The following is a 23,649-nucleotide window of genomic DNA, read 5'->3' on the forward strand; positions in this document are numbered from 1 at the left end:
AGACCTCAGCTTAAACATGAACTTAACTTAAGCAGGTAAAGATCAGCGGGAAACCCAGCCCGCCGATCCTCTTTAACAGCCTTCTCTTTAATGGTCTTTCTCTGGCTTTTCAGCATCATCACCAGAAGGGACATCCGAACCGCCAGCATTACGGGTATCCACCTGCCGTTCACTATTCCGGTCAATAGAGTCTACCCACTCCCCCTCTCTGGACTGATCGCCAGCGCTGATCGCATCGACAACGTCAGAGGCGGCCTCTGGGATGTTTTCAACCACGGCGACAGCGACCTGTTCGGCACTCTCAGGTGATACCTCACGAAGGCGGTTAACCAACTCAACGGCATCCTGAATTTCACTGGCAGGTTTGTCATTTAAACCGGTATTGTCGGTCTGATAACTTTCATGTAACAGCCGGGCAACTTCCGCCGCAACATAGCGTGCACTTTCCGGTACCGCTTCAACAATTTTCACCGCCAGATTCAATGACATCTCAGGCGATAGTTCAGACATCCGGGTGAGCCACTCGATTGCTTTCTGATGCTCATCTTCGGCCTCTTCTGTCTGTTCAGACGGTTCAGCCTGTTCACCATCGCTGTCAGAGCCGTCAACAGCCGTTTCAGCGACATCGCTATCGCTGTCAGTCACATCGTCTGCGTCCTCATCGGTTGCTGACAGATATTGCTCCGTCACCTCGAACATCGATTCAGGCACCGCTTCTACAACCGTTGCGGCAACATCCATCGCCTGCTCAGGAGCAGCTTCAGAGAGTCTCGAAACCCATTCAACCGCATCATGATAATCGCTCTCGTCTGCCTCAGATGCTCCATCTGCAGTGCTGTCAGTCTCCTCACTGTCTGCCTCAGATTCATAGTGGGACATATACTCTTCTGTCATGGCCACCGCAGATTCAGGCACCGAGCCTGCGACGGTCACGGCAATATCCAGAGCCTGATCCGGATTAGCATCCCAGAGTTCAGTGGCCATGTTCAGCGCATCGGCCTCACTGGTATCATCTTCACGATCAGCCGGACGCATTGATTCACGCTCCTCGGCAATCAGACGGGCATAGTATTCAGCCACCTGGGTGGCTGATTCAGGTGCAGATGCAACGGCAATACGCGCCATCTCAATCCGCATTTCGGGAAATACCCGTCCCACTTCAATCGCCACAGGTATCACCTGCTGCGGATACCATTCAGCCAGACGAGATACCAGATCGGCTGCCAGATCAGGCTTGGCTTTGACAATCGCCTGAGTGATCTCAAGAATCTGATAGGGAGCCGCCTCTTTCATAACCTCATAGAGGCGCATGACATCGATACCCGGCACTTTGGCAACAGCCGCGGCCACCTCAGTACCTCTTTCAGGATTCTTAACGGTCAGTGCACGTGCCAGTTTAACAGCGGCCGCAGGATCAGATTCTGCGATGCTGATTGCAAGTTCGGCCTCTGCACTCAGCTGCGCTTCAGGCTCGGTATACTCGGTCCGGGGATCAAGGTAAACCGACGTGGTCAGTGCCTCACCCTGCATCACAAAGCCTTCCTGATCCTCGACTGGCAGCGCCTTACTGACAGACATACGGTAGATAGTGAACAACGCCAGAAGCATCTGTGATACCGCGAGAAAATAGAACAGGCTGGAACTGCCAAAAGCGGACATCACCAGAGACGCCGTGTAGGGGCCAATCGCACCACCGATACCAAAGGCCAGCAGCATGCTGCCCATGGCGGATACCATCTCAGATTTTTTCAGTTTATCAAACGCCTCAGCCACGCTCAGCGGGTAATAACAGGCCACCATCCCTGACGTCAGACCACAGAGAATAAAGATGCCGGTCATCATATGCATCGCCGCCAGCGGGATAATTGCAACGCCAAGCACAGAGGAAAGCAGCAGCAAACCCAGCAATATGGTCCGTCGATCTAAACGGTCCGACAGAGCCCCCACCGGAAACTGCATGCTGAAGGCGCCCAGGATGGCACAGCCCATAAACAGTGACAGCTGAAAACCGCTGATATGATACTCAGCAGCAAAAACCGGCAACAGGTTAAACAGTGCAGAATAGACCGCGCCCGATGTTAAACAGGTTACCACCCCCAGAGGGGATATTTTGTACAGAGAGATGATCGACATCGGCGCGACAGTTTCAATCACCGGGCCCTGAGAACGACTGAAAAGAACCGGCAGCGTGGCCATACAGAACAGGATACCCACCAGAACAAACAGAGTATTGTCAGACGGTTCAGCAACCCCCATCAGGAACTGTCCGCAAAACAGACCGCCCATGATACAGGCATTATAAACAGCCAGGATTTTCCCCCGGGTCTCTTCGGTAGCGCTGTCACTGAGCCAGCTCTCCATCGCTGTCAACAGACAGGCATGGCTGAAACCAAGCAAAACCCGCAATATTCCCCACAACAGTGCGTTAGCATCCAGAGTGAAAGCCAGTATACAGATCGCTTCTATCGCCAGGCTGCCAGCAAAGACTCTGATATGGCCGACCCGTTTAACCAACTGCTTACTGTAGACGGCACCAGTCAGCATCCCGACGAAATACATCGACAACACCATACCGATGGTGTCGGTTGAGATCCCTTCCAGCCCCATCCGTGATGGCACAAGAATGTTCATCAGGCCAATACCCAGATAGAGGATAATACAGCTGCTAAACAGAGCAATTAATGACAACAGAGCTTTACGCACGAAGATTTCTCTCTTCAGAAATATAAAATTATGGCAGAAACCCGTTCAGTTTCAGGTTTTAAAAAATGCAAAAAGCCGGCTTAATAGGCCGGCTTGTTAAGTTGTCAGTCTAACACCCTAAATCGGTCATATACACCCCTAAAGTGCCGATTCAGATCATAATCCAAGCTGTTTTTCTAAATCAGATTATTTCCCTAATACCGCGACGGTTAAGCGGGAAACGCAAATCGCCTTTTCCTGCTCATCGACGATGCGGATATCCCACACCTGAGTTGAACGACCGATATGCACAGGTGATGCGGTACCATAAACATGTCCGGTGCTGATGCCTGACAGATGATTCGCATTTATCTCCAGTCCGACACACCGATGGCCGGGTTCGGCAGCCAGTTGTGCGGCAACACTCCCGAGTGTTTCCGCCAGAACTACCGATGCGCCCCCATGCAGAAGCCCCATCGGTTGGTGTGTTCTGCAATCGACCGGCATAGAGGCAGTGATATAATCGGGGCCGATCTCGGTGATCTCAATTCCCAGGTGGTCGATCAGTGTATTTCTGGCGAACACCTGCAACTCGGCAATACTTTTTTCTGTTTTCCAGATAGACATAAACACCTCCGCTGCAAAACAACTAAATTATCACTTCAGCCAACCGCTAAAAATATCATTTCCGGTCAGTTTGCTGTCACAACGGTTCAGCATCTGATTTTGCTGACAGGCTTCAGATAAGGGTGCGAATAAGCCCCAGCGTACTGACAAGAATCAACACACTGCCCAGCACCCTGAAAAACACTTTACTCTCAGCGCCGACCAGCTTTTTATGCAGTCGCTCACCCAGCAGATGACCGATAAAGGCACAGGGTAACAACCACAGATGATGAACCAGTTGAAGATCAACGCCGGCAATCAAAAAAGACACCATCTTGATTAACACCAGTATAAACCAGAGCACAAACAGGGTATCCCGGAGTTTTTCACGACTAACATGCGTCGCAAAGACCGCCGCTATCAGCGGCGCACCGATGAGAGAGGTACCACTGACATAGCCACCCATTATCAGAAACACAATATCAAGGGTGCGGCTATTACTCCTGAATGGACGATTGAGGACATAACTGATGGCGTAGGCGATAACGATGCAATAGATAATACTGCTCATCAGTGATGCTGGCAGGGTCAACAGACCGAGAATACCGATCAGTTTTGGTACGATCATCACAGACAAAGCAAAACGCAAATATTGCCAATCAATGGTGGAGACACTGCTTTGATGGTCTGCCGCCGTCCGCTTAACCCGCTGACGGTTCTGCCAGGTGATCAGGCAGGAAAAAAACATCAGATGCACCCCAATAATGGGCAGGAAGATGAGTGGATCATCGACGACCAGCAGCAGAAACGGCAGCGTGAGCACCGCCCCACCAAAACCAAGCCCGGAGCGAACGAAACCGCTCCAGACAAACAGCAGGCCGATTAAAATATATTGATAAAGCTGAAGATCTGTCATCTGATTAACTCAGAGTATGAATAAGGAAAATGAGGAAGATAATACAAACCATCTACTGGCTCAGTAGAGTGGGCCAAACCGTTCCAGACAGGTGAGGTAAAGCCGCAGATCCAGCTCAAGCTGATGATAGTCCGGTTCCATATGCTGACACAGTTTATAAAATGCCCGGTTATGCTCTTTCTCCCTTATATGTGCCAGCTCATGCACCACAATCATTCTTAAAAAGGGTTCTGGCGCCTGTTTGAATAGCGAAGCGATGCGGATCTCTTTTTTAGACCTGAGCTTACTTCCCTGTACACGGGAGATATGGGTGTGTAATCCCAGTGCATTATGGATCACATCAATACGGTCGTCGTATTCAACTTTATTAAGGGGAGCCGATTGTCTGAGGTAGCGGTTTTTCAACTCAAGGGTGTATTGATAGAGCGCTTTAGAGCCGACAATACTGTGTCCCGGCTGATAACGTTTACGCAGATAGTCTGGAAGCTTTCCTGAATCGATCAGGTTTTCTGCCTGTTGCTGCAGCTCAGGCGAATAGCCGGACAAAAAGTTAATCTTCGGCTTGCGACTCACGAATTATTCTCCAGAAGTTTACGTAGCGCCTCGACCCGCTGCCGATTCACACCCAGATCAGAATACCCCACCCGTGAAGCTGAGCGGACATGAATGACGCCTCCTTTAACATCCCGAAGCAGTTCAAGATCATCAACAAAACCAAACACAGAAGAACTGAACTCAGCAGCTAAGTAGTCAGTGTCGAGCGAGACAATCTTCCCCCCTAAACGCTCTATATCGGCGCTCACTGAAGCCAGACTGCTAACACATAAATTAATCGGTTTAATATAGTGCTCACCATCACCCTCATTACTGCTGCATACGGCGTTAGGCCTGGGGCCGCAAGGTGTTAATCCGCCATCCACCAATCCCGGCGCTTTCTGTGTGCGCGACACATATCCCTGAAACGCCAGATAACCCGTGACAATCAACGCCAATACGACACACACAATAACAAACTGTTTCATGATATTCCTGATCGATTCTGGTTTAAGTGTCAAGGTATGGGTCAGACAAGACAGAAGCCGTAGAGTGTTGTTATACAGCCCTGAAAACCACATAGCGTAATAGAGACCAGAGTAGTATAAACTAGCCTGCTTTCTCAACACTAAACGAGTCATTCCACAGTGCTCAGCCCTCAACTCATCAACTGGCTGCTTCTCAGCTTTCTGGTTATCACCTGGGGCACCTCATTTATGGTGACCTCCATCGCCATTGCGGGCGGATTGTCACCGCTGACGATCACTCTGCTCAGGATCGCGCTGGGTGCAGGGGTGATTACGCTGTTTGCCTACTCCAGAGGTTTACGCCTCCCTTTCAGCGCCAAAAGCTGGGGAAGTTTTATGATTCTGGGGTTGTTTGGCAGCGCCCTGCCATTTCTGCTGATCTCCTGGGGGCAGCAAACAGTGCCATCGGCGACAACCGGTGTACTGATGGCGGTAATGCCATTTGTCACGATGCTGATTGCCCACTATTTTGTTGAGGGTGAGCGCTTCAACCGTTATAAGATGATGGGGCTGATTCTCGCCTTCTCCGGGGTAACCTTTATACTCAACCCCTTTGCCGCCGGGAGCGTGGACCTTTTGGGGGCGCTGGCGATTCTCACCGCCGCCAGCAGCTATGCACTGAATACGGTGCTGATCCGCTTACTCCCTAAATTCAACCCGCTGATTGCCGGTTCAGGTATGCTGCTGTGCGGCCTGCTGCTGATACTTCCTTTTATATTATCAGATGCACAGACTATCATTGACGAGCTGCGTTATGTCGCTGGGCCAGACGCTTTAATGGCCGTTATCTGGCTGGGCTGTATGCCCGCGGGTGTCGCCTCAATTGTCTACTTTATTGTCGTTAACCGGGCAGGCCCCAGCTTCCTCTCTAACTGCAATTTCCTGATACCGGTGGTGGCATATTTTGCAGGCACCCTTATTCTGGGAGAAGCGGTTTCCTCAAACAGCCTGATCGCATTGATCGGCATTCTCACAGGAATCGGGCTGACCCGGGTGAGCCGGTGACAGATGACGATAGATTAATGCCTCTTTATCACGAAATAAAAACCGCTGCTCAAGGGTTGCCCCCAGTGACTCCGCCAGTTTTCTCGAAGGCAAATTTTGCTCAAAGATCAGACTGATCAGGTGCAGCTGCGGAAGGCATTCAGCGGCCATCTGTCTGACCGCAAATGCCGCTTCGCGGGCATACCCTTTACCTGAATACCCCGGCACCAGCGACCACATAATCTCTGGCTCGGGCCAGTCTCCCGGATACCACAGGCCAACAACTCCCACCACAGCACCATTGTCTTTCAGTTTTAGGGTATAGGGGCCATAACCGTGAATCTCCCAATGACCAATCAGCGCAGCAACAATCCGCCAACTCTCCCCTTCACTGAGAGGATGTCCGGTGGTATAGCGGGTGGCTTCAACATCTTTATAAAAATTGTGCAGTGAAGGCCAGTCTTCAATGGTGACCTTTTCCAGACTCAAACGGGCGGTGTTGATCGATTCAGGAATACTATAATTCACTCTTACTCCTTACCACAGAGGTAATATGTCTGACGATGCTGTTTGCTCCCTACTCTACTAAAGAGCCAAATCCGGCACGAGCTTAATTTTAAACTTCACGCTTTAGATAACGGTATAATTATCAGTATCTGCAGCGTCTCTGCAATACAACACAGATTTTGCAGCAGTTATATGATAAAAAACAACTTTAAAGGACTAGAGATCGCGTTATGGCTCAGACAGCAGCACTGGTACAAACCCTGAAAAAACAGTTAAAGGCTCAGGGCAAAACCTATCTTGATGTAGCCCAGGCTCTGGATCTGAGTGAAGCCTCGGTTAAACGCCTGTTCTCTGAACACAACTTTACCCTACAGCGGCTTGAGATGATCGCTGAGCTGGCTGGGCTGGAGTTAACCGGGCTGTTCCGGCTGATGGCGCAGGAGCAGCAGCGGCTGACTCAACTAACCCGCGAACAGGAACAGGAGATCGCCTCCGATCTCGAATTGCTGCTCGTCACTGTCAGTGTTATCAATGGCTTTTCCTTCTGCGATATCATCTCTCACTACGATATCACCGAACACGAATGCATCCAGAAACTGGCTAAGCTGGACCGGCTACGGATTATCGAGCTTCTGCCAAGCAACCGAATAAAGCTACTGATCGATCCAAACTTTACCTGGCTTGCCAATGGTCCAATTCAGCAGTTTTTCCAACAAAAAGTAGAACAGGATTTCTTCCAGTCCCGGTTTGATAAAAAGCATGAAAAACTGATCGTACTCAATGGGGTACTGACACCGGAAGCCAACCTGGCGATGCAGAAAAAAATGGAGCGTGTTGCGGAAGAGTTTAACAGCCTGCTGCGTGATGACTCTCCCCTGCCAATCGATCAGAAACATGGTAACACCATGGTTCTCGCGATCCGGCAGTGGCAATACAGCCTGTTCAAAAACTATCGCAAGAGCTAGTCCATACTTTTTTCAGACGCGCTAATTCAACCACCCGTATCATTATCTGATACTTCAACGGTTTAACTACTTCTGCTGGCGCACTGCCGCCATTATCCCCTCTGACTTCCAACAAAGGAACTTCAGAGGACCGATATGAACATCAGAACATTCCTGGGCACCGCAGCCCTCAGCGCCATACTGACACTGACAACAGTGGCGGCACCGGCAGATGCTGCCGGGCTGCTAAAGCCGGTTAATTCATCTCTACCTGAACTCAGCATCCGTGAACACCATGTCAATGTCGTGCTTGAACACAGTTATGCCGTGACCACTGTAGAACAGATTTTTCATAATCCATCTGCCCAGGCGTTAGAAGCGATTTACAGTTTTCCGGTGCCGGACCATGCCGCCGTGGGTGAGTTCACCTACTGGATTGACGGTCAGCCGGTCACCGGCGAAGTGGTAAAAAAACAGCAGGCCAGAACCATTTACGAACAGGAGAAACAAGCGGGGCATGAGGCCGCCCTGGTAGAGCAAGACAGTTATAAAACCTTCGATATCAGTGTCACACCGGTGCAGGCCAACAGCGATGTTCGCATAAAGCTTGTTTATATTCAGCCAGCCCATCTGGATTCAGGTGTCGGCCGCTATGTATATCCGCTTGAGGATGGCGGTGTCGATACTCAGAAGAATGCTTTCTGGAGCCGCAATGAAGTGGTCGATGAAAAATTCAGCTTCAATATGCGCCTTGCCTCAGGTTACCCAATCGACTCTATCCGCCTGCCCCAGCACGCTGAGGCTGCAATTCAACAGATCACCCCCAACCAGTGGCAGGTCTCGATGGCCAGTCAGGGCGGAGCATTGCCAAAAACTGATCCGTCCTCTGACCCATCTGCTGATCAGATCCCGGAAGCATCCCAGCCACTATCCGCTGAACAGATCAGTGCTGCAGGCATTGTCCCTGCAGCAAGTCTGAACCAGGATATTGTCGTTTACTGGCGCCACAGCCAGAACCTGCCCGGTACACTGGACCTGATCAGCTATAAAAAGTCAGGCACCACACCCGGCACCTTTATGATGACCCTAACCCCGGGGGATGATCTCGGCGTGTTGCAGGGAGGCCGTGACTGGGTATTTGTTCTGGATGTGTCCGGATCGATGCAGGGCAAATACACGACACTGGTTGAGGGTGTTCGCCAGGGATTGGCCAAACTCCAACCCAATGACCGTTTTAAAGTGGTTTTATTTAACAACGCAGCCACCGATTTCTCCGGTGGATTTAAGCCCGCAACAGCAGAAGTGATTACCCCCCTGCTGAATAAGCTTGAACAGTATCAGCCTGGCAGTGGCACTGATCTCTATTCAGGTCTCGCGCAGGGCTTAAAAGGATTAGATACTGACCGCAGCACCGCCATGATTCTGGTCACCGATGGCGTTGCCAACTTAGGTGTCACTGAAAAAAAACGCTTTCTTGATCTGCTGGAAAAAGCAGATGTCCGACTATTCACCTTTGTCATGGGCAACAGTGCAAACCGTCCCCTGCTGAACCGTATGACGGAGGTATCCAATGGTTTTGCCATCAGTGTCTCTAATGCTGATGATATTGTCGGCCAACTGATGCTGGCAACCAGCAAGATGACCCACCAGGCAATGAGAGATGTTGAGTTGAAAATTGATGGCGGCCGGGTCACCGACCTGACCCCTGAACAGATCAACTCACTTTATCGGGGTGAGCAACTGACAGTCCTCGGCCATTACCGACAACCAGGACCGGTGCAGATCTCACTGACAGGCAAGGTTGGCGGTCAGCAGCGCCACTACACAACAGAGATAACCCTTCCCGGGGAAAGTTTACTGCACCCCGAACTGGAACGTATCTGGGCCTTTGCCACTCTCGAAAATATGCAGGCTAAAATGGATTACCTTGAAGAGGGTGACAGCAGCAATGAAGATACTAAACAAGCGATGACTGACCTGGCCGTTCAATATGATCTGGTAACCGACTACACCTCAATGCTGATCGTCAGGGACGAGGTGTTTAAACAGCTGAATATTGAGCGTAATAACCAGCAACGGGTTGCGAATGAGAACAACGCCCGGCAACAGCGGCTGCAACAACCGGTCACGAGTCAGCGGGCTGACAGCAAGAAACCGATGTTCAATCAATCTCATCACCGGGCATCACTGGGTGGCGGCGGCTCAGGTGCGATTGGCCACTGGATTCTGCTGTTAATCGGCGCATCGCTGTTGATTCAATACCGCAACCGTCGTCGGGCACCGTGAGATGCTAATGAACACTATATCAATCAAACCGTTCGCCAACCCAAAGCCTCCCGCGCAAGCGGGGGGTATCTTCCAGTTTCCCTGGATAACCCTGGTTCTGTTACTGTTGTGCCTGCCGCTGAGCCTGTCAGCAGAACTGTTTCAACTGGGCTATGCTGACCGTTCCCTGATACTGGAGGGTCAGCTATGGCGCTTAATAACAGGGCATCTTTGCCATACATCGCTCAGCCACCTGAGCTGGGATCTGCTGGCATTTACGCTTGCTGCGGGCTACCTGGAACTGAATTCACGCAGCGCATTACTGGCATCACTGTGCGTGGGAGTTGTCAGCGTCGATGCCCTGCTTCTCTCCCCCTGGTCAGGAGTGAGCAGCTATGCAGGGTTATCCGGGCTACTATTCGCGCCGTTGGTTCTCAGTTTGTTTATCTTTGCCCGGAAGCAGCAAGCGTTAAATGGCTGGTTACCCATGCTGATCTGTCTGGCAAAGCTGATATGGGAGCAGTTCAGTCAACAGGCGCTGTTAAGCCAGAGCCCCTGGCCACCGTATCCAGCGGCGCACCTGGCGGGTGCGTTGGCAGGGTTGTTCGTGCTGCTAGCATCGACGGGCACAGCAGCATTAAAACAGCGCTATCTCCGCCGCCGTTAAAAAGCGGAACTCACCCGGCCTGAGATCCGGATCCAGTGTTAAGGCGCCGATACTTTCCCGGTGTAACGCCGTTACCTCGTTATCAAAATAACCAAACATCCGCTTCACCTGATGATAACGCCCCTCATGAATTGCCAGACGGGAGTTATAGTCGTCAATTCGTTCCAGTTGCGCGGGTCGGGTGGTGATATTTTCATAACGGAAATAGATCCCCTTCTGAAACACCCCTTGTGCTTCGTCAGACACAGGATCTCTTGTCGTCACGCGGTAGACCTTGGCAACTTTTGATTCGGGTTGGGTGACTCTGCGGGACCAGTTGCCATCATTGGTCAACAACATCAGGCCGCTGGTTTTCAGATCCAGCCTTCCCGCCAGATGCAGGCCCTGGCGCAACGACTGAGGTAACAGCTCTATGACGGTTTTGTGTTCAGAATGTACTGTCGCACTGACGATACCAGCGGGTTTATGCAGCATCAGATAACGGCTCTGAGCCTCCTGAAGCAGCTTATTGTCCAGCTCAACCCGGATGAACCGATCAATCTCCCGATGCGCATCGGTGATAATCTCACCACCGACCCGGACCCTGCCCTGAGCCAGCAGCACTCTAACCCGCTGCCGGCTATAAGGCGTTTTGAGCTGTAAAAACCTGGAGAGCTGCATCGGCGCTACTCAGGAAAATGACTGAAAGATAACGGTATAAATCTAGGACGCAGTACTTTCTTCATTCGCCAGGAAGAACCAGGTTTCCAACACCGAATCAGGATTCAGAGAAACCGAACTGATCCCCTGCTCCATCAGCCATCTTGCCAGATCTGGATGGTCAGAGGGGCCCTGACCACAGATTCCGATATATTTCCCTTGCGCCTTGCATGCCTGGATAGCCATGGCCAACAGTTTGCGTACCGCATCGTTACGTTCATCGAAGAGGTGAGCAATCACGCCAGAGTCCCGATCCAGTCCAAGAGTCAGCTGAGTCAGGTCATTCGAGCCGATGGAAAAACCATCGAAATATTCAAGAAATTCATCAGCCAATAGCGCATTTGAGGGTATTTCACACATCATAATCACCCGCAAACCGTTTTCACCCCGGTTCAGGCCGTTTTCTGCCAGCAGGTCTACCACCTGTTTCGCTTCACCCACCGTGCGTACAAAAGGAATCATCACTTCGACATTGGTCAGCTTCATCACATCGCGTACCTGCTTCAGCGCCCGGCACTCAAGCTCAAAACACTGCCGGAACGATTCAGCAATATAGCGACTGGCTCCACGGAAGCCCAGCATTGGATTCTCTTCGTGGGCCTCATAGGCTTCACCACCGATAAGATGCCCATACTCGTTGGATTTGAAATCCGACATCCGCACAATCACTTTCTTGGGATAGAAAGCAGCGGCCAGTGTAGATATGCCCTCCACCAGCTTGGCAACGTAAAACTCTATCGGGCTTTCATAGCCCGCAATGCGGCGCTCTATGGTGCGCTGCAGCCCAGCGTCCTGCTGATCAAACTCAATCAGCGCTTTCGGATGGATGCCGATCATACGGTTGATAATAAACTCCAGACGCGCAAGACCAACACCGGCATTGGGCAACGACTGAAAATCAAATGCGCGGTCAGGGTTGCCAACGTTCATCATGATGTCGAACGGCAGAGGCGGCATAGAATCGATTTTGTTAGTCTGATGCTCGAAATCCAGGCAACCTTCATAGGCTCGTCCCGTATCACCTTCGGCACAGGAGACGGTCACCTCCTGACCTTCCGTCAGTCGTTCGGTGGCATCACCGCAACCGACAATCGCCGGAATACCCAGTTCACGGGCAATAATCGCTGCATGACAGGTACGTCCACCCCGATTGGTTATAATCGCAGAAGAACGCTTCATTACAGGTTCCCAGTCCGGGTCGGTCATATCGGTGACCAGCACATCACCGGGCTGAATCTTATCCATATCACTGAGACTTTCGACAATGCGCACCGGTCCACTGCCGATACGATGTCCTATAGAGCGGCCTTCCAATAAAACATTACCGGTTTCGGTGAGCAGATAACGCTCGATAACCGCGTTTTTATCCCGGCTCTTAACGGTTTCAGGTCGTGCCTGAACAATATACAGCTCACCATCATCACCATCTTTAGCCCACTCGATATCCATCGGACGACCGTAATGCTGCTCGATGGTCATCGCAATTTTTGCCAGTTGCTGCACGTCATCATCATTGATGGAAAACTTCATTCGCTCTTCAGGTGCCACACTGACAGTTTGAACGGCACTGGCGGTGGTACCTTCAGCACCGTATATCATTTTGATCGCTTTACTGCCCATACTGCGGCGCAATATGGCCGGAGCACCCTGTCTGAGAGTCGGTTTGTAAACGTAGAACTCATCCGGGTTAACAGCCCCCTGGACAACTGTTTCCCCAAGGCCATAAGCTGACGTGATAAACACAACGTGCTGAAAGCCCGATTCCGTATCCAGTGTAAACATGACGCCGCTGGCACCGGTTTCACTGCGAACCATACGCTGAACCCCGGCCGACAGGGCGACGTCGTGATGTTCAAAACCATGGTGAACCCGATAGGAGATTGCCCGGTCATTGTAGAGCGAGGCAAAGACCTCATGGATGGCCGCTTTAATATTTGCCAGACCACGGATATTCAGGAAGGTCTCCTGCTGACCGGCAAAAGAGGCATCGGGCAGATCTTCGGCGGTTGCCGATGAGCGGATCGCAACCGCCAGATCGTCGTGACCGCCCATCTCTTCATAGGCCTGTTCAATAGCCTGGTCGAGGGTTTCAGGAAATGGGGTTTCCAGGATCCACTGACGCACCTGGTTACCGGTCGCTGCGAGCGCATTAACATCTTCAGGATCAAGCTGAGCGAGTTTATCGCTGATCTTCTGGTCCAGATTATTGTGTTTCAGAAAGTCACGGAATGCGGACGCTGTGGTCGCAAACCCACCGGGAACCTTAACGCCTGCACCAGACAGTTCTGAGATCATCTCGCCAAGTGAGGCGTTTTTTCCACCTACCTGCTCAATATCATCCATACCCACCTGATCCAGACGAACGATATAATCCTGCAAAGCTCCGCACTCCTTCAAATTTTAGTGATTAAGGCGCATCATACTGTAATTCTTCGCTGAGGTCAGTGTGTTGACGAAGATCCTGATTGATTCATCGCTACGCTATACAGCACGCACAGATGCCGTAATAATACCCCCGGATAAATACATTTTTGTGACGCGAGACAGCTTAACCTTATGAAAAGAACAGCTTTTTTTATATCTGATGGTACAGGTATCACAGCGGAAGCACTGGGCAATAGTTTGCTCGCGCAGTTTGGTTCAATTCAGTTTAATAAAGTGACGCTGCCCTATATCGATACCATTGAAAAAGCGGTTGAAGCGGTCGACATTATCGACCAGGCGGGTAAAACCGACGGACAGCGACCGATAGTGTTCGATACGGTAGTGGATGAAGCCACCCGTGAAATCATCTCCACCAGCACCGCGTATAAGATCGATGTGTTTTCAGCGTTTCTGAAACCGCTGGAGCTGGAGCTGGGAAGCCACTCATCCTACAGCGTCGGTAAATCCCATTCGATTAATGAAGTAAACAAATATATGGACCGTATCGAATCGGTAAACTTTGCGATCGATAATGATGATGGCGCCCGCACTCAGCACTATGATAAGGCGGATATCATTCTCACCGGGGTCTCCCGCTGTGGGAAAACCCCCTCCTGTCTCTACATGGCACTTCAGTTTGGCATCCGGGCAGCAAACTACCCCCTGACCGACAACGACCTCACACAGACAACCTTGCCTGAAGTGCTGGAGCCCTTCAGAAATAAGCTGTTCGGTCTGACAATTGATCCGTTTCAGCTGGCGTCAATCCGCCATGAACGCCGTCCAAACAGTCGTTACGCGTCACTGGACCAGTGCGAAGATGAGGTGCGGATAGTCGAACGGATGTTCCGCAAGCAAAAGCTGGCGCACATCAATACCACTCACTTTTCAATTGAAGAGATAGCCACCCGTATTATCGCCCAGATGGGCCTTAAGCGACGGATTGGTTAACCCGCATCACGGTTAACCTTTCCCCGGCTATAGGAGAACCAGGCAGCCAGAAAACTGTAACCACAGGCGCTGGCAAAGCCGGCTTTCACGACAATCAGCAGATCCGGATAACGTTCCGGCATGATCTGTTCACTGCCCAGCAACACGCTCATCAGCAGCATGATAATCGCCATACTGAACATATTCCCACTGGTGCGGGACAGGTTCAGCAGCGCCGAAGCGATACTCAGGCGCTCTTTCGGCACCGAACCCAGCGCTGCATTATTGTTCGGCGTTGAGAATAATCCAAAGCCTACTCCCAGCAATACCAGCGCCACGATCACATGATTTAATGAACTGTCCGCCCGCAGAAATACCAGTACTGCAAATCCCGCACTAAAGAACAAACATCCTACCGTCGCAATCAGACGAGGCTCAAAACGATCCGACAGCCGACCGGCAAGCGGCGCCAGACATGCCATAATCAGTGCTTGTAACAGTATCATCTGCCCTGTTTCACTGGGTGACAATCCCTGCAGATATTGCAGATAGAGACTCAGCAGAAACAGTACCGGATAGTGCGCTGCATACATCAGAAAGCTGGCCATCAAAGAACGATTCATCACCCTGTTAGCAGCTAACAGCGAAAAACGCACCAGTGGAAATTCGCAGCGGTTCTGCTGTCTGACAAATACAAACACCAGGGCGATCCCTGCAATCAGCATCAGCCAGTTATACAGGTTTGGCAATCCGGATAAGCCGAACAACAACAGTGTGGACAGAGCAGCAAACAATAGCGAGCCAACCCAGTCCAATGGGTTAGACTGCTGTTCATCACTACTGTCATTCCTGATATAGATAACGGCCAGTATCAGCGCAACCATCGCCAGGATAACCGGCCCCCAGAAGACACTTCGCCAGCCGAGATGATCGGTCAGCCAGCCACCAAAAAGAGGCCCACAGGTCAGTCCCAGATAAACAGAGGTGGCCGTCAATCCCAGTGCGGTCCCCCGATTAGAACCACTGAAGACGGCAGCAATAATCGCCATAGCAGTTGCAAATACCAGACTGCTGAACAATCCCTGCAGCACCCTTACGAATAGTAGAAATTCAACAGAGTAGACGGCAAACACCAGCAGCGATGCGAGTGAAAAACCCAACGCACCGATCAGATAGATCGGCTTTCGGCCAATGGAGTCGGCCACTCTCCCCGCCGGCAGTAACAACACGATACTTCCCCACAACGTGGCGGTGGGAATCCAGCTCAGCCATACCGCATCAGCCTGCAAAGCATCAGCCATGGCTGGCAAGGCCATATTCACGGCAGACAGTGACATCGGCACCAGAAACAGCGCAATACAGATACTGATAAGCACATACCACCGAGCCCGGGGGTTATCCTGATAAAACGATGTTTCAGTATTTACAGTTTCGATATTCGCAGTCACGGTAGCACCTTTTAATGGGACCGGAAGTATAGCAGGTGATAATTAAGATATTCACTAATTTCCAGTGAACATTTCTAAAACGCAATGTAAAAATGACTCACCAATAGTCCATTTATTTAGCCGATTTTTCTGACAGAAACTTTATCGTGAAGCTTTCATAAGCGGCTTCTGAGAAGCGTTTTGTCAGACTCAGAATAGTCGCAGCGAGAGAGTATCAGACTATCGCTCATCAGTAGATTATAACGATGACTGCATACGAGATTAATCACATGTTAATGCGTTTAGCATGGGTGGCCAGATTCGCTGATATATTCAAGTCTGGAACGCCAAAATGTGGCGGGATATTACAAATCTGTGTAATATCCCTGTTCCAGAATCAGGCAGAAATCCTCAGCTTTTTTCCAGGCTTTTGCCTGGTGGTCTGCATTGCCGAACTTTTGGTAAACGCTGATATTCTGGAACGTTTTCATTAATCGACTTTTAGAGATACAGGACAGTTTGCAATGAGTCTTGCTGATAAGGTTTTGGCAGTAAACAATGATCTGCCGATCCGTACCGACCTACCGGTACACAGTGGTAAAGTACGTTCCGTTTACTGGCTGACCGAAGCCGACAGTCGACGTCTTATCCAGGAGAAAGGGTATGATGTTGCAGCCGATGCCCCCCTGGCGATCATGGTCATCAGCGATCGGATCTCCGCTTTCGAGTGCATCTGGCATGGCGAAGGCGGTATGAACGGTGTACCCGGCAAAGGTGCCGCACTGAATGCTATCTCCAATCACTGGTTCAAGCTGTTTCACGAAAACGGTCTGGCTGACAGCCATATCCTGGATATCCCCCACCCATTCGTCTGGATTGTTCAGAAAGCAAAACCCGTCATGATTGAGGCGATCTGCCGCCAGTATATCACCGGCTCTATGTGGCGTTCCTACGCCAAAGGTGAGCGTGAGTTCTGTGGCATTCAGATAGCCGACAACCTGCAGAAAGATCAGAAACTGCCTGAGCTGCTGATTACACCTTCCACCAAAGGTATTCTCAAGGGGATTCCTGGCGTGCCTGAAGTAGATGATGTCAACATCACCCGTGATGACATCATCAATAACCATGAAGCCTTTCAGTTCCGTTCGAAAGAGGATATCGCGGTTTACGAAAAACTGCTGAAAGAAGGCTTTGATGTCATCAGCTCTGAACTGGAAAAGATCGACCAGGTATTCGTCGATACTAAGTTTGAATTTGGTTACGTGACTGATGCCTCAGGCAACGAAAAGCTGATCTATATGGATGAGGTGGGGACACCTGATTCATCCCGCATCTGGGACGGCCCATCCTACCGGGAAGGCAAAGTCATCGAAAACTCCAAAGAGGTATTCCGTCAGGAACTGCTCAACTACTTCCCTGACCCGGATATCCTGATCAATAAAGATCGGATGGAAGAGCGTTACGCCCTGGCTAAGGACAACGCCCTCCCTGCAGAACTGTTACAGAAAGTATCTGACACCTATGTCGGCATTGCAGAGAAGATTATCGGCGAGAAACTACCGCTGTCTGATAACCCGAAAGCAGAGATCATTGAGATTCTGCGCGACCAGTACGCTCTGATCGACTGATCATCGTCCCCTGATTATCAGGGGGCCGCAAGACAGTAACGCCGCATAACGATATGCGGCGTTTTTTTATACCTCGTTTTCATCCTTCAGAGAGATAACAGGCTCCGTGCCTTCAACATCCAGCTCAACCATCATCGGCTTACAACACACCGAGCAATCTTCAAAATACTGCTGATTACCCGCTGTGCAATCCACAACTAACTCGACCGGTTCCCCACAGTAGGGACATGTACGGGACACCGCTTCCAGACTTTGCATGATTGACACCTCGCAATTCAAGTTAAGCTCTTAAGTCAGCTCTTAAGTCAGCTCTTAAGTCAGTTTTTAAGCCAGCTCTTAAGTTAGCAGACAGACTGAACCGTCAGCAGCTGACCAACAGGATTACTGGCCCCTGTCAGCACACTGCAATATAATCCCCCTATCAGCTTAGCTGGTTTTAAGCGGTTACGCTGAACCGAAATATTCCCACCCCATCACGATCAGGAATCCACTATGACCTTTACCGCCTGGCTTTCACTATTTGCAGTCTGCTGCCTGGGTGCAATGTCTCCGGGCCCCAGTCTGGCGGTAGTATTGAAGCAAACGGTCGGTAACAGCCGCCAACATGGTCTGGCTGCCAGCTGGTTTCATGCAGCGGGGGTTGGCCTCTGGGCATTCGCAACCATCTCAGGACTGGCTATTCTGGTAGCCCAGTCAGAGATCGCGTTTAAGGTGATCACCTGGCTGGGGGCTGGCTATCTGGCCTGGATCGGCCTCAAAGCGATCAGAGCCGGACGAGCTTCTTCCTTCAGCGTAAACCCTGGCGATAAAACCTCTGTACTGAAAGCCGGCATTGAGGGAGCGACCATCTCAGTGCTGAATCCTAAACTGGCGATCTTCTTTATCGCCCTGTTCTCACAGTTTGTCAGTCCGGATGCAACGATAGCCGATCAGATGATTATGACGGCGACGGCCACGCTGGTCGATGGCCTGTGGTACAGCGTCGTTACATTAGTGCTATCCCATGGCCCTATTCTTAAAACCCTGCAAAACCGCAGTCAACTGGTCAACCGCCTGACCGGTGGAATACTGATTGCGCTGGCCGCCCGGGTTGTGACTCTCTGACGCAGATAAAAGCCTTAGCCAGACCGCCGCGACGCAGCTGGTTAGTGGCTCGACGCGACTTCGTCGCTTGCTGGAAAAAGCGATGGTTCCGTGGATTGAGATGAGATATCAGGAAAGAGATAAACCCCTCCCCTTTTTCGTGAACGATGCGATGAAAAGGGCTTTATAAAAAGGGCTCTGACCCTGTGGTAGAGTTTATCACTCGCCCTGATTGTTGAGTCGTATAACCCACTCAGACCTGACGCCCGCATTTACGGTTGGTCTGGAGCACAGTGGAAAGCTAATCCGACAACCTGTCGCTTGTTAGAAAGTTACAGCACTAAACTGTAATACTACCGTGTAAATACTGAGCCGCATTACCTGATATTAAAACCCTGTCGCCAGAAACGACACAGTTGAGAACACCTCCACGACGGGAAGCCTGGTAGGCCACTAACTCCTTCTTACCCAGACTCTCAGCCCAAAGCGGAGCCAAACCCGTGTGAATTGAGCCGGTCACTGGATCTTCATCGCCACCATTCGCTGGCCAGAAGTACCTTGATATAAAATCATAATGACTGGATTCGGATCTGGATGTAACGACGACATCACGGGGCTTCAACCGCTTCAGGGTCTCGTTATCTCGTAGCACAGACAACACGTCAGATTCAGATTGATAAATCACGAAATAGGCTTGCGAGTTACAATAAACCTCCTCCGGTGGGATAGAGAGGCCGTCTATCAAGGCATCCGGGATAGACTCAACGCTCTCAGGTCTGGTATTCGGAAAGTCCATCTGCACCTGATCTGATTCGGTTTTCGTGACCAATAACTCCCCAACTGCCTCAGCTGAAAATATAAGACTCGTTAAGCCGGGACTTTTGTTAAACAACACAAAGGCTGAAGCCAGAGTTGCATGCCCACAAAAAGCAATTTCAGTCAGAGGTGAAAACCAGCGGATCTGGTACGCTGAGGGATCTGCTGATACCAAAAAAGCGGTCTCAGAGAGGTTGTTCTCCGCCGCAATTGACTGCATCAAATCGTCGGAGAGCCATTCATCAGTGATGATCACAGCGGCTGGGTTTCCACCAAACACAGCATCTGTAAAAGCGTCTACTACCGTTATTTCAAGTTCCATATTACTTCTCTGACTACAGTGATTTCTAACGTAAAGGGTTGGTAAAGCTGGAGTCAAAGCCACGATAGCGGCGACACCACAGTCACTTGTTATTCGCTAATTGTGCCATTCGTTAGTGTGACTCTTAGGCCTTATATCTTCGAGTTCGGGTAACTCGTTCACAGCTAATTTGCATTTCCTGCATTTCCACCCCCTGCTATTAGTAGTGACAGGTACAAAACCTCTTTGTATAAAGCAGAAGTAATGAGCATTGCATCCAGGGCACCTACTTTGGCTATGTTTCCACCATCTAAAATATAAGTAGACGAGAAAAAGTAAAGCCACAAGACCCAAAGGCGGAAATATTATTGCAGCGATTGACGATGGTATACCGACGACCAGAAAGACTTTGTTTAGCTTCTTCAGTTTGTCGTATTCCTCGACTATCTTCCGAAGACTATTTTCTACTTCAGGCATTCAACACCAGCCTATAACACCGTGTTAAGGTTCGACAAACAAGCGTGCCATACTTGAGCTAAGCGAAACCGGCACGCGTTTCGAGTCACTCTTAAACACTTTATTATGGCGCTGCACTCTGCGTTAGTTCTTGTATGTCGATTAGGTCGACTTCCCTACCCAATATTCGCTTGTACTCGATTAAGTGATGAACAGGGATCACTGACAGTAGGATGCCTTGATAGTCTTTTTCAACAGACGCTGAATAATCAATTTCAAGCTGATACCAAGAACCGTCTAAAGCCGATTGTATCTTTGTATTTTGAGATAAACCGATTTCAATTTTTTGATTTTGGTAAACCAACTGGAAATACTCCAGATCCCAACCGTATTCAGTATAACGGGTTAACGGTTTAGATATGAATTGAGATACGTGAGCCAAGACCCTGTTTGCATCAGAGTTATGGATATAAAGGTCAATGTCTGCAATTTCACGGCTGCCACCGTGAATAGTTGCAGCTAGCCCACCGACAATTTGGTACTCAATGTTTTCTCCATCCAAGAGCCCTTTCAGCCACTTCAAGGCTACTCTCACTTTCTCACTCATCTAATTCCCTTAGCTGCAATTAAAGGGCTTTGGGCCCTTTAATTTTGGTATTGGCTAACGCCTTGCTTTGGGGCAGCTGAAACATAGCGAAGCGGCGTGTAAGCTGTCCCAGCCACGAAGTGGCGACAACAGCGACTTGTTATGTGTTGTTGCCAAAGCCATGCTAAGAACTACCTTTTACTAGCCAACGCCAGCAATAATATATTGCGGCCAGCAAACCCAATGTGGCTATTAATGTTAATAGTGCGCCAGGAATCAAAACACCCGTTGCACACTCTGAGGCTGGAAGCGCATCACTACCAGACCTGTAAAAAGCAAAAAGACCAAACTCTTCTTTGTGACCACATGCGCCATCCCATACTTCGGATGAAACAGTAAATAAAACCATCAACGCAAATACCGCGATGATTGAGATTATTCCAAAGGCCACTCTTCCTTTCATGACTCACCGCCAGGACACATAACGCCTCAATCAGCCGACGCGTTAGCGGTCGGCTGCATTGATTTGTTAGAGCTGCACTCCATAGTAGTTTCGTAAGATAATGGCGTATAGCCACAATATTTTTCCATGAGCTGCAAAAACTCTTTCATTTCTATAAGCGAAGCATTGGTCTCTTCACAGCTAGGAGCAGCGTGCATTTGCATAAAGTAAAGCTCCATTTGGTTTCTGTAGTTTGGCATTACCGAGAACAAATACTTACCGCTTTCATTGCTGGATATTGATAGTTGATTTTCGTTTCCGGGCTCAGCTCTAAGGTTGATGGAAGCAATATTGTTATATACACATTCCCAACCGCCTTCATATGCTGGTTTCACTGGCAAACGCAAACCATGGAGGGTATCGCACCCGGCAATTAAAATCAGTGTGAAAAGTAGTATGTATTTCATAGGAGCTCTAACGCCTTGCACACGGGCCGAAGTGTAGGCGCGAAGCGCCGAAACGGAGGTCCGAGCCCAGCTTGCTGGGCTGCTTTGCGTGCTGCAACTTGTTATGTTTTTGCGATTTACTCACCTTTGGCACCCCTTACAGCTTTAATCACCAGTGCTGATACAACGGAAACAACTAGCCCTGTGAAGAAGTAGATTGCCAGTAGTGCAGGAGTAACCACCATATACTGCTCATGATAGTTTTCATCATTACAGAGCCCTGACTTAGGATCGATACCCCCCCCCATATCCAAACATGCATCAGTGACTATGAAATCATGAATTAGGTAGATTGCAATTAACCCTAGAGCAATGCTTAAAATGATATCAGTGATTTTTATGCTCATAGCTTCCCTGAAACATAACGCTGAGCTAAAGGGCGCCAATGGAGCGCAGCGGAATTGGCGTCCATTTTGAGCGTTGTGTTATGCATTTGATGCCTCAACTGATAACGACATCAAACGACTCCACCGCTCAGTAAGCGCCTGAAAGACTGCCTCCGCAAATTCATCGGTTTCATGTTCATAGACCGGCTCAGGCCACCAGTCATTGAAGCAACCATTGCCTCCAAGTGGAATATTCTTATATTCCTCAATAGCCATATTTATCTTCTTTTCTGCGAGTGCATTTTTGCACGCTTCTAAATGAACCATCCTAGGATCTTTGTAGTTGTGCTCTTGGCAAAACTTTAGAAGCGCATTTGTTGCCTTTAACTGAACCTCTAGCCACGCAGTTGGTGAACTCTGTTTCATATACTTTTTACGCATAACGCCCGCAACACAGGCGAGGAGCGAAGCAACGAAGTCCAGCCAGCTTGCTGGCGAATGTGTTTGCGCTTGTTAGGGGTTTGTATTTAACCATTGCTCTTCTCCTCCTCAGCAGGGGGGCGAACATATTGAAGCATTTCTTTATTTATAGCCCCAAACTCTTTGTAATTTGATCGTGCTTGATTAAGGCTTTCTTTGTTTGCTCCACCAGAAAAGTTCGGATCATCATATTGCACATTATCATCTTCCCAGTAACAAACAGGACACACATAAAAAGAACCAGGGAAAATATCATCTCCTGGCAGTGTTCTATTTTCGCAACAAGGACACTGGTGATTCATTTACTTTTCTTTTATCCCCTAACGCCCAGCTAAGCCGCCGAAACGGAGTTGATTGTTTTGTGCGAGCGTAGCGAAAAAGCACAAAACGAGCAACGCAGTGGAGGTCGGTTTGAGCTGTTTGTTAAATGGCATTGTTTGATATCACCACGCCGCCAAACGCTTTTACAAGCTCAGTAGTTGCATCAATACCACCACTTGGCCATGCGAGCTGTTCAAATACTATTTGACCGCTACCGTCTGCATCTATTTCGATTGATTTAAACTCTAGCTCTGCCGATTCCAATGCATCGAACCAAGAGCCAAAATCCCATGGCAATTCGATGTTTGGATTCGACTTCCATTTTGCCAACATCTCATCTGCTTCTTCCTTTGTAGGATTAACAAAATGGCTATTCACTTTATCACCCATGATCTCTCTCAATTTGGCCTCATCAAAAGAGCCGTCCGATTTCGACTGCGCAATGTATTCGAATGCAGCTCTTAAAAGAGAGCCTTCAGAATTCTTAATCTCTTTGAATTTTATCTCTGACATTTGGATTGCCATTTAACGCCCGGCACAGCGGCAGTTTTGGAGCGACGAAGGAGCGGAAAAACTGTCCGACTGCTGCCGC

The 23,649-nt window shown here is 49.7% G+C and carries 25 protein-coding genes; 7 read left to right on the forward strand and 18 right to left on the reverse strand.

Annotated elements, in window-relative coordinates; all coding sequences use genetic code 11:
* Positions 1 to 87: 87 nt before the first annotated feature.
* The 5 genes from OCU43_RS11475 to OCU43_RS11495 all read right to left on the reverse strand — a co-directional run bounded on the left by OCU43_RS11475 (position 88) and on the right by OCU43_RS11495 (position 5,226).
* A complete protein-coding gene (locus tag OCU43_RS11475) occupies positions 88 to 2,703 on the reverse strand; it encodes an MFS transporter (RefSeq protein WP_091358782.1) in 2,616 nt (871 codons plus the stop codon).
* Between the two features lie 186 nt (positions 2,704 to 2,889).
* Complete coding sequence (locus OCU43_RS11480) at positions 2,890 to 3,309, reverse strand: hotdog fold thioesterase (protein WP_091358778.1); 420 nt, start codon at positions 3,307 to 3,309, stop codon at positions 2,890 to 2,892.
* A gap of 112 nt (positions 3,310 to 3,421) precedes the next feature.
* Entirely contained in the window at positions 3,422 to 4,204 is a 783-nt protein-coding gene (locus OCU43_RS11485; RefSeq protein ID WP_091358775.1) for a TSUP family transporter, read from the reverse strand.
* Positions 4,205 to 4,264: 60 nt separating this feature from the next.
* A complete protein-coding gene (locus OCU43_RS11490) occupies positions 4,265 to 4,777 on the reverse strand; it encodes a M48 metallopeptidase family protein (RefSeq protein WP_091358771.1) in 513 nt (170 codons plus the stop codon).
* Positions 4,774 to 5,226 carry a DUF1499 domain-containing protein gene (locus OCU43_RS11495; protein ID WP_091358768.1) on the reverse strand — a complete coding sequence of 151 codons (453 nt, stop codon included), beginning with the start codon at positions 5,224 to 5,226 and terminating at the stop codon, positions 4,774 to 4,776. The genes OCU43_RS11490 and OCU43_RS11495 overlap by 4 nt, the downstream gene beginning before the upstream one ends.
* A 159-nt stretch (positions 5,227 to 5,385) precedes the next feature.
* Here OCU43_RS11495 and OCU43_RS11500 point away from each other — a divergent pair, with 159 nt between their 5' ends.
* Positions 5,386 to 6,270: a DMT family transporter gene (locus OCU43_RS11500; RefSeq protein WP_245756578.1), complete on the forward strand. Its 885-nt coding sequence runs from the start codon at positions 5,386 to 5,388 to the stop codon at positions 6,268 to 6,270.
* Here the strand turns inward: OCU43_RS11500 and OCU43_RS11505 are convergent.
* On the reverse strand, positions 6,205 to 6,777 hold the full coding sequence (locus OCU43_RS11505; protein ID WP_091358763.1) for a GNAT family N-acetyltransferase: 573 nt from the start codon (positions 6,775 to 6,777) through the stop codon (positions 6,205 to 6,207). The two genes, OCU43_RS11500 and OCU43_RS11505, sit on opposite strands and share 66 nt — an antisense overlap.
* Positions 6,778 to 6,986: 209 nt before the next feature.
* On the opposite strand from OCU43_RS11505, the gene OCU43_RS11510 reads away from it, so the two are divergent.
* The 3 genes from OCU43_RS11510 to rrtA all read left to right on the forward strand — a co-directional run bounded on the left by OCU43_RS11510 (position 6,987) and on the right by rrtA (position 10,632).
* The gene (locus tag OCU43_RS11510) at positions 6,987 to 7,721 is read left to right on the forward strand and encodes a transcriptional regulator (RefSeq protein WP_091358759.1); all 735 of its coding nucleotides are present in this window, start codon (positions 6,987 to 6,989) and stop codon (positions 7,719 to 7,721) included.
* 135 nt (positions 7,722 to 7,856) lie between these two features.
* Positions 7,857 to 9,986, forward strand: coding sequence for a VIT and vWA domain-containing protein (locus tag OCU43_RS11515; RefSeq protein WP_091358755.1), 2,130 nt, complete (start codon positions 7,857 to 7,859; stop codon positions 9,984 to 9,986).
* Positions 9,987 to 9,993: 7 nt separating this feature from the next.
* Positions 9,994 to 10,632, forward strand: a complete 639-nt coding sequence (rrtA, locus tag OCU43_RS11520) for a rhombosortase (protein WP_175483531.1) — start codon at positions 9,994 to 9,996, stop codon at positions 10,630 to 10,632.
* Here rrtA and OCU43_RS11525 read toward each other — a convergent pair.
* Entirely contained in the window at positions 10,603 to 11,292 is a 690-nt protein-coding gene (locus OCU43_RS11525; RefSeq protein WP_091358749.1) for a pseudouridine synthase, read from the reverse strand. The two genes, rrtA and OCU43_RS11525, sit on opposite strands and share 30 nt — an antisense overlap.
* 42 nt (positions 11,293 to 11,334) lie before the next feature.
* Entirely contained in the window at positions 11,335 to 13,710 is a 2,376-nt protein-coding gene (gene ppsA, locus OCU43_RS11530) for a phosphoenolpyruvate synthase (protein WP_091358747.1), read from the reverse strand.
* A 177-nt stretch (positions 13,711 to 13,887) separates the two neighbouring features.
* Here ppsA and ppsR point away from each other — a divergent pair, with 177 nt between their 5' ends.
* Complete coding sequence (gene ppsR / locus OCU43_RS11535; protein ID WP_091358745.1) at positions 13,888 to 14,706, forward strand: posphoenolpyruvate synthetase regulatory kinase/phosphorylase PpsR; 819 nt, start codon at positions 13,888 to 13,890, stop codon at positions 14,704 to 14,706.
* On the opposite strand, the gene OCU43_RS11540 is transcribed toward ppsR, so the two are convergent.
* Positions 14,703 to 16,133 (reverse strand): MFS transporter, encoded by a 1,431-nt coding sequence (locus OCU43_RS11540; protein WP_245756577.1) that lies wholly within the window; start codon positions 16,131 to 16,133, stop codon positions 14,703 to 14,705. The two genes, ppsR and OCU43_RS11540, sit on opposite strands and share 4 nt — an antisense overlap.
* A gap of 503 nt (positions 16,134 to 16,636) precedes the next feature.
* On the opposite strand from OCU43_RS11540, the gene OCU43_RS11545 reads away from it, so the two are divergent.
* A complete protein-coding gene (locus OCU43_RS11545; protein WP_091358742.1) occupies positions 16,637 to 17,740 on the forward strand; it encodes a phosphoribosylaminoimidazolesuccinocarboxamide synthase in 1,104 nt (367 codons plus the stop codon).
* 66 nt (positions 17,741 to 17,806) lie between these two features.
* On the opposite strand, the gene OCU43_RS11550 is transcribed toward OCU43_RS11545, so the two are convergent.
* Positions 17,807 to 17,998: a CPXCG motif-containing cysteine-rich protein gene (locus OCU43_RS11550; RefSeq protein ID WP_091358740.1), complete on the reverse strand. Its 192-nt coding sequence runs from the start codon at positions 17,996 to 17,998 to the stop codon at positions 17,807 to 17,809.
* A 234-nt stretch (positions 17,999 to 18,232) separates the two neighbouring features.
* Here OCU43_RS11550 and OCU43_RS11555 point away from each other — a divergent pair, with 234 nt between their 5' ends.
* Entirely contained in the window at positions 18,233 to 18,844 is a 612-nt protein-coding gene (locus tag OCU43_RS11555; RefSeq protein ID WP_091358737.1) for a LysE family translocator, read from the forward strand.
* Between the two features lie 319 nt (positions 18,845 to 19,163).
* Here the strand turns inward: OCU43_RS11555 and OCU43_RS11560 are convergent, their stop codons facing one another.
* From OCU43_RS11560 to OCU43_RS11595, 8 genes are all read right to left on the reverse strand, one after another.
* Positions 19,164 to 19,961 carry a PhzF family protein gene (locus tag OCU43_RS11560; protein WP_091358735.1) on the reverse strand — a complete coding sequence of 266 codons (798 nt, stop codon included), beginning with the start codon at positions 19,959 to 19,961 and terminating at the stop codon, positions 19,164 to 19,166.
* Between the two features lie 559 nt (positions 19,962 to 20,520).
* The gene (locus tag OCU43_RS11565) at positions 20,521 to 21,003 is read right to left on the reverse strand and encodes a MazG-related protein (protein WP_091358730.1); all 483 of its coding nucleotides are present in this window, start codon (positions 21,001 to 21,003) and stop codon (positions 20,521 to 20,523) included.
* Between the two features lie 163 nt (positions 21,004 to 21,166).
* Positions 21,167 to 21,445 (reverse strand): hypothetical protein, encoded by a 279-nt coding sequence (locus OCU43_RS11570; RefSeq protein ID WP_139203187.1) that lies wholly within the window; start codon positions 21,443 to 21,445, stop codon positions 21,167 to 21,169.
* 26 nt (positions 21,446 to 21,471) lie between these two features.
* Positions 21,472 to 21,891 (reverse strand): hypothetical protein, encoded by a 420-nt coding sequence (locus OCU43_RS11575; RefSeq protein ID WP_091358727.1) that lies wholly within the window; start codon positions 21,889 to 21,891, stop codon positions 21,472 to 21,474.
* A gap of 116 nt (positions 21,892 to 22,007) precedes the next feature.
* On the reverse strand, positions 22,008 to 22,277 hold the full coding sequence (locus OCU43_RS11580) for a hypothetical protein (RefSeq protein ID WP_091358724.1): 270 nt from the start codon (positions 22,275 to 22,277) through the stop codon (positions 22,008 to 22,010).
* A gap of 78 nt (positions 22,278 to 22,355) precedes the next feature.
* Positions 22,356 to 22,682, reverse strand: coding sequence for a hypothetical protein (locus tag OCU43_RS11585; RefSeq protein WP_139203186.1), 327 nt, complete (start codon positions 22,680 to 22,682; stop codon positions 22,356 to 22,358).
* Between the two features lie 101 nt (positions 22,683 to 22,783).
* Positions 22,784 to 23,038: a CPCC family cysteine-rich protein gene (locus tag OCU43_RS11590; RefSeq protein ID WP_091358719.1), complete on the reverse strand. Its 255-nt coding sequence runs from the start codon at positions 23,036 to 23,038 to the stop codon at positions 22,784 to 22,786.
* A 121-nt stretch (positions 23,039 to 23,159) separates the two neighbouring features.
* Entirely contained in the window at positions 23,160 to 23,582 is a 423-nt protein-coding gene (locus OCU43_RS11595) for a hypothetical protein (RefSeq protein WP_091358717.1), read from the reverse strand.
* Positions 23,583 to 23,649 lie beyond the last annotated feature (67 nt).

Source organism: Amphritea atlantica (assembly GCF_024347255.1).
Taxonomy (GTDB): domain Bacteria; phylum Pseudomonadota; class Gammaproteobacteria; order Pseudomonadales; family Balneatricaceae; genus Amphritea; species Amphritea atlantica.

Coding starts and splice junctions, on each gene's coding strand:
- OCU43_RS11480 (WP_091358778.1), bottom strand. CDS start 3,309: ATGTCTATCTGGAAAACAGAAAAAAGTATTGCCGAGTTGCAGGTGTTC.
- OCU43_RS11485 (WP_091358775.1), bottom strand. CDS start 4,204: ATGACAGATCTTCAGCTTTATCAATATATTTTAATCGGCCTGCTGTTT.
- OCU43_RS11495 (WP_091358768.1), bottom strand. CDS start 5,226: ATGAAACAGTTTGTTATTGTGTGTGTCGTATTGGCGTTGATTGTCACG.
- OCU43_RS11510 (WP_091358759.1), top strand. CDS start 6,987: ATGGCTCAGACAGCAGCACTGGTACAAACCCTGAAAAAACAGTTAAAG.
- OCU43_RS11515 (WP_091358755.1), top strand. CDS start 7,857: ATGAACATCAGAACATTCCTGGGCACCGCAGCCCTCAGCGCCATACTG.
- rrtA (WP_175483531.1), top strand. CDS start 9,994: ATGAACACTATATCAATCAAACCGTTCGCCAACCCAAAGCCTCCCGCG.
- OCU43_RS11525 (WP_091358749.1), bottom strand. CDS start 11,292: ATGCAGCTCTCCAGGTTTTTACAGCTCAAAACGCCTTATAGCCGGCAG.
- ppsR (WP_091358745.1), top strand. CDS start 13,888: ATGAAAAGAACAGCTTTTTTTATATCTGATGGTACAGGTATCACAGCG.
- OCU43_RS11545 (WP_091358742.1), top strand. CDS start 16,637: ATGAGTCTTGCTGATAAGGTTTTGGCAGTAAACAATGATCTGCCGATC.
- OCU43_RS11550 (WP_091358740.1), bottom strand. CDS start 17,998: ATGCAAAGTCTGGAAGCGGTGTCCCGTACATGTCCCTACTGTGGGGAA.
- OCU43_RS11555 (WP_091358737.1), top strand. CDS start 18,233: ATGACCTTTACCGCCTGGCTTTCACTATTTGCAGTCTGCTGCCTGGGT.
- OCU43_RS11560 (WP_091358735.1), bottom strand. CDS start 19,961: ATGGAACTTGAAATAACGGTAGTAGACGCTTTTACAGATGCTGTGTTT.
- OCU43_RS11565 (WP_091358730.1), bottom strand. CDS start 21,003: ATGAGTGAGAAAGTGAGAGTAGCCTTGAAGTGGCTGAAAGGGCTCTTG.
- OCU43_RS11570 (WP_139203187.1), bottom strand. CDS start 21,445: ATGAAAGGAAGAGTGGCCTTTGGAATAATCTCAATCATCGCGGTATTT.
- OCU43_RS11575 (WP_091358727.1), bottom strand. CDS start 21,891: ATGAAATACATACTACTTTTCACACTGATTTTAATTGCCGGGTGCGAT.
- OCU43_RS11580 (WP_091358724.1), bottom strand. CDS start 22,277: ATGAGCATAAAAATCACTGATATCATTTTAAGCATTGCTCTAGGGTTA.
- OCU43_RS11585 (WP_139203186.1), bottom strand. CDS start 22,682: ATGAAACAGAGTTCACCAACTGCGTGGCTAGAGGTTCAGTTAAAGGCA.
- OCU43_RS11590 (WP_091358719.1), bottom strand. CDS start 23,038: ATGAATCACCAGTGTCCTTGTTGCGAAAATAGAACACTGCCAGGAGAT.
- OCU43_RS11595 (WP_091358717.1), bottom strand. CDS start 23,582: ATGGCAATCCAAATGTCAGAGATAAAATTCAAAGAGATTAAGAATTCT.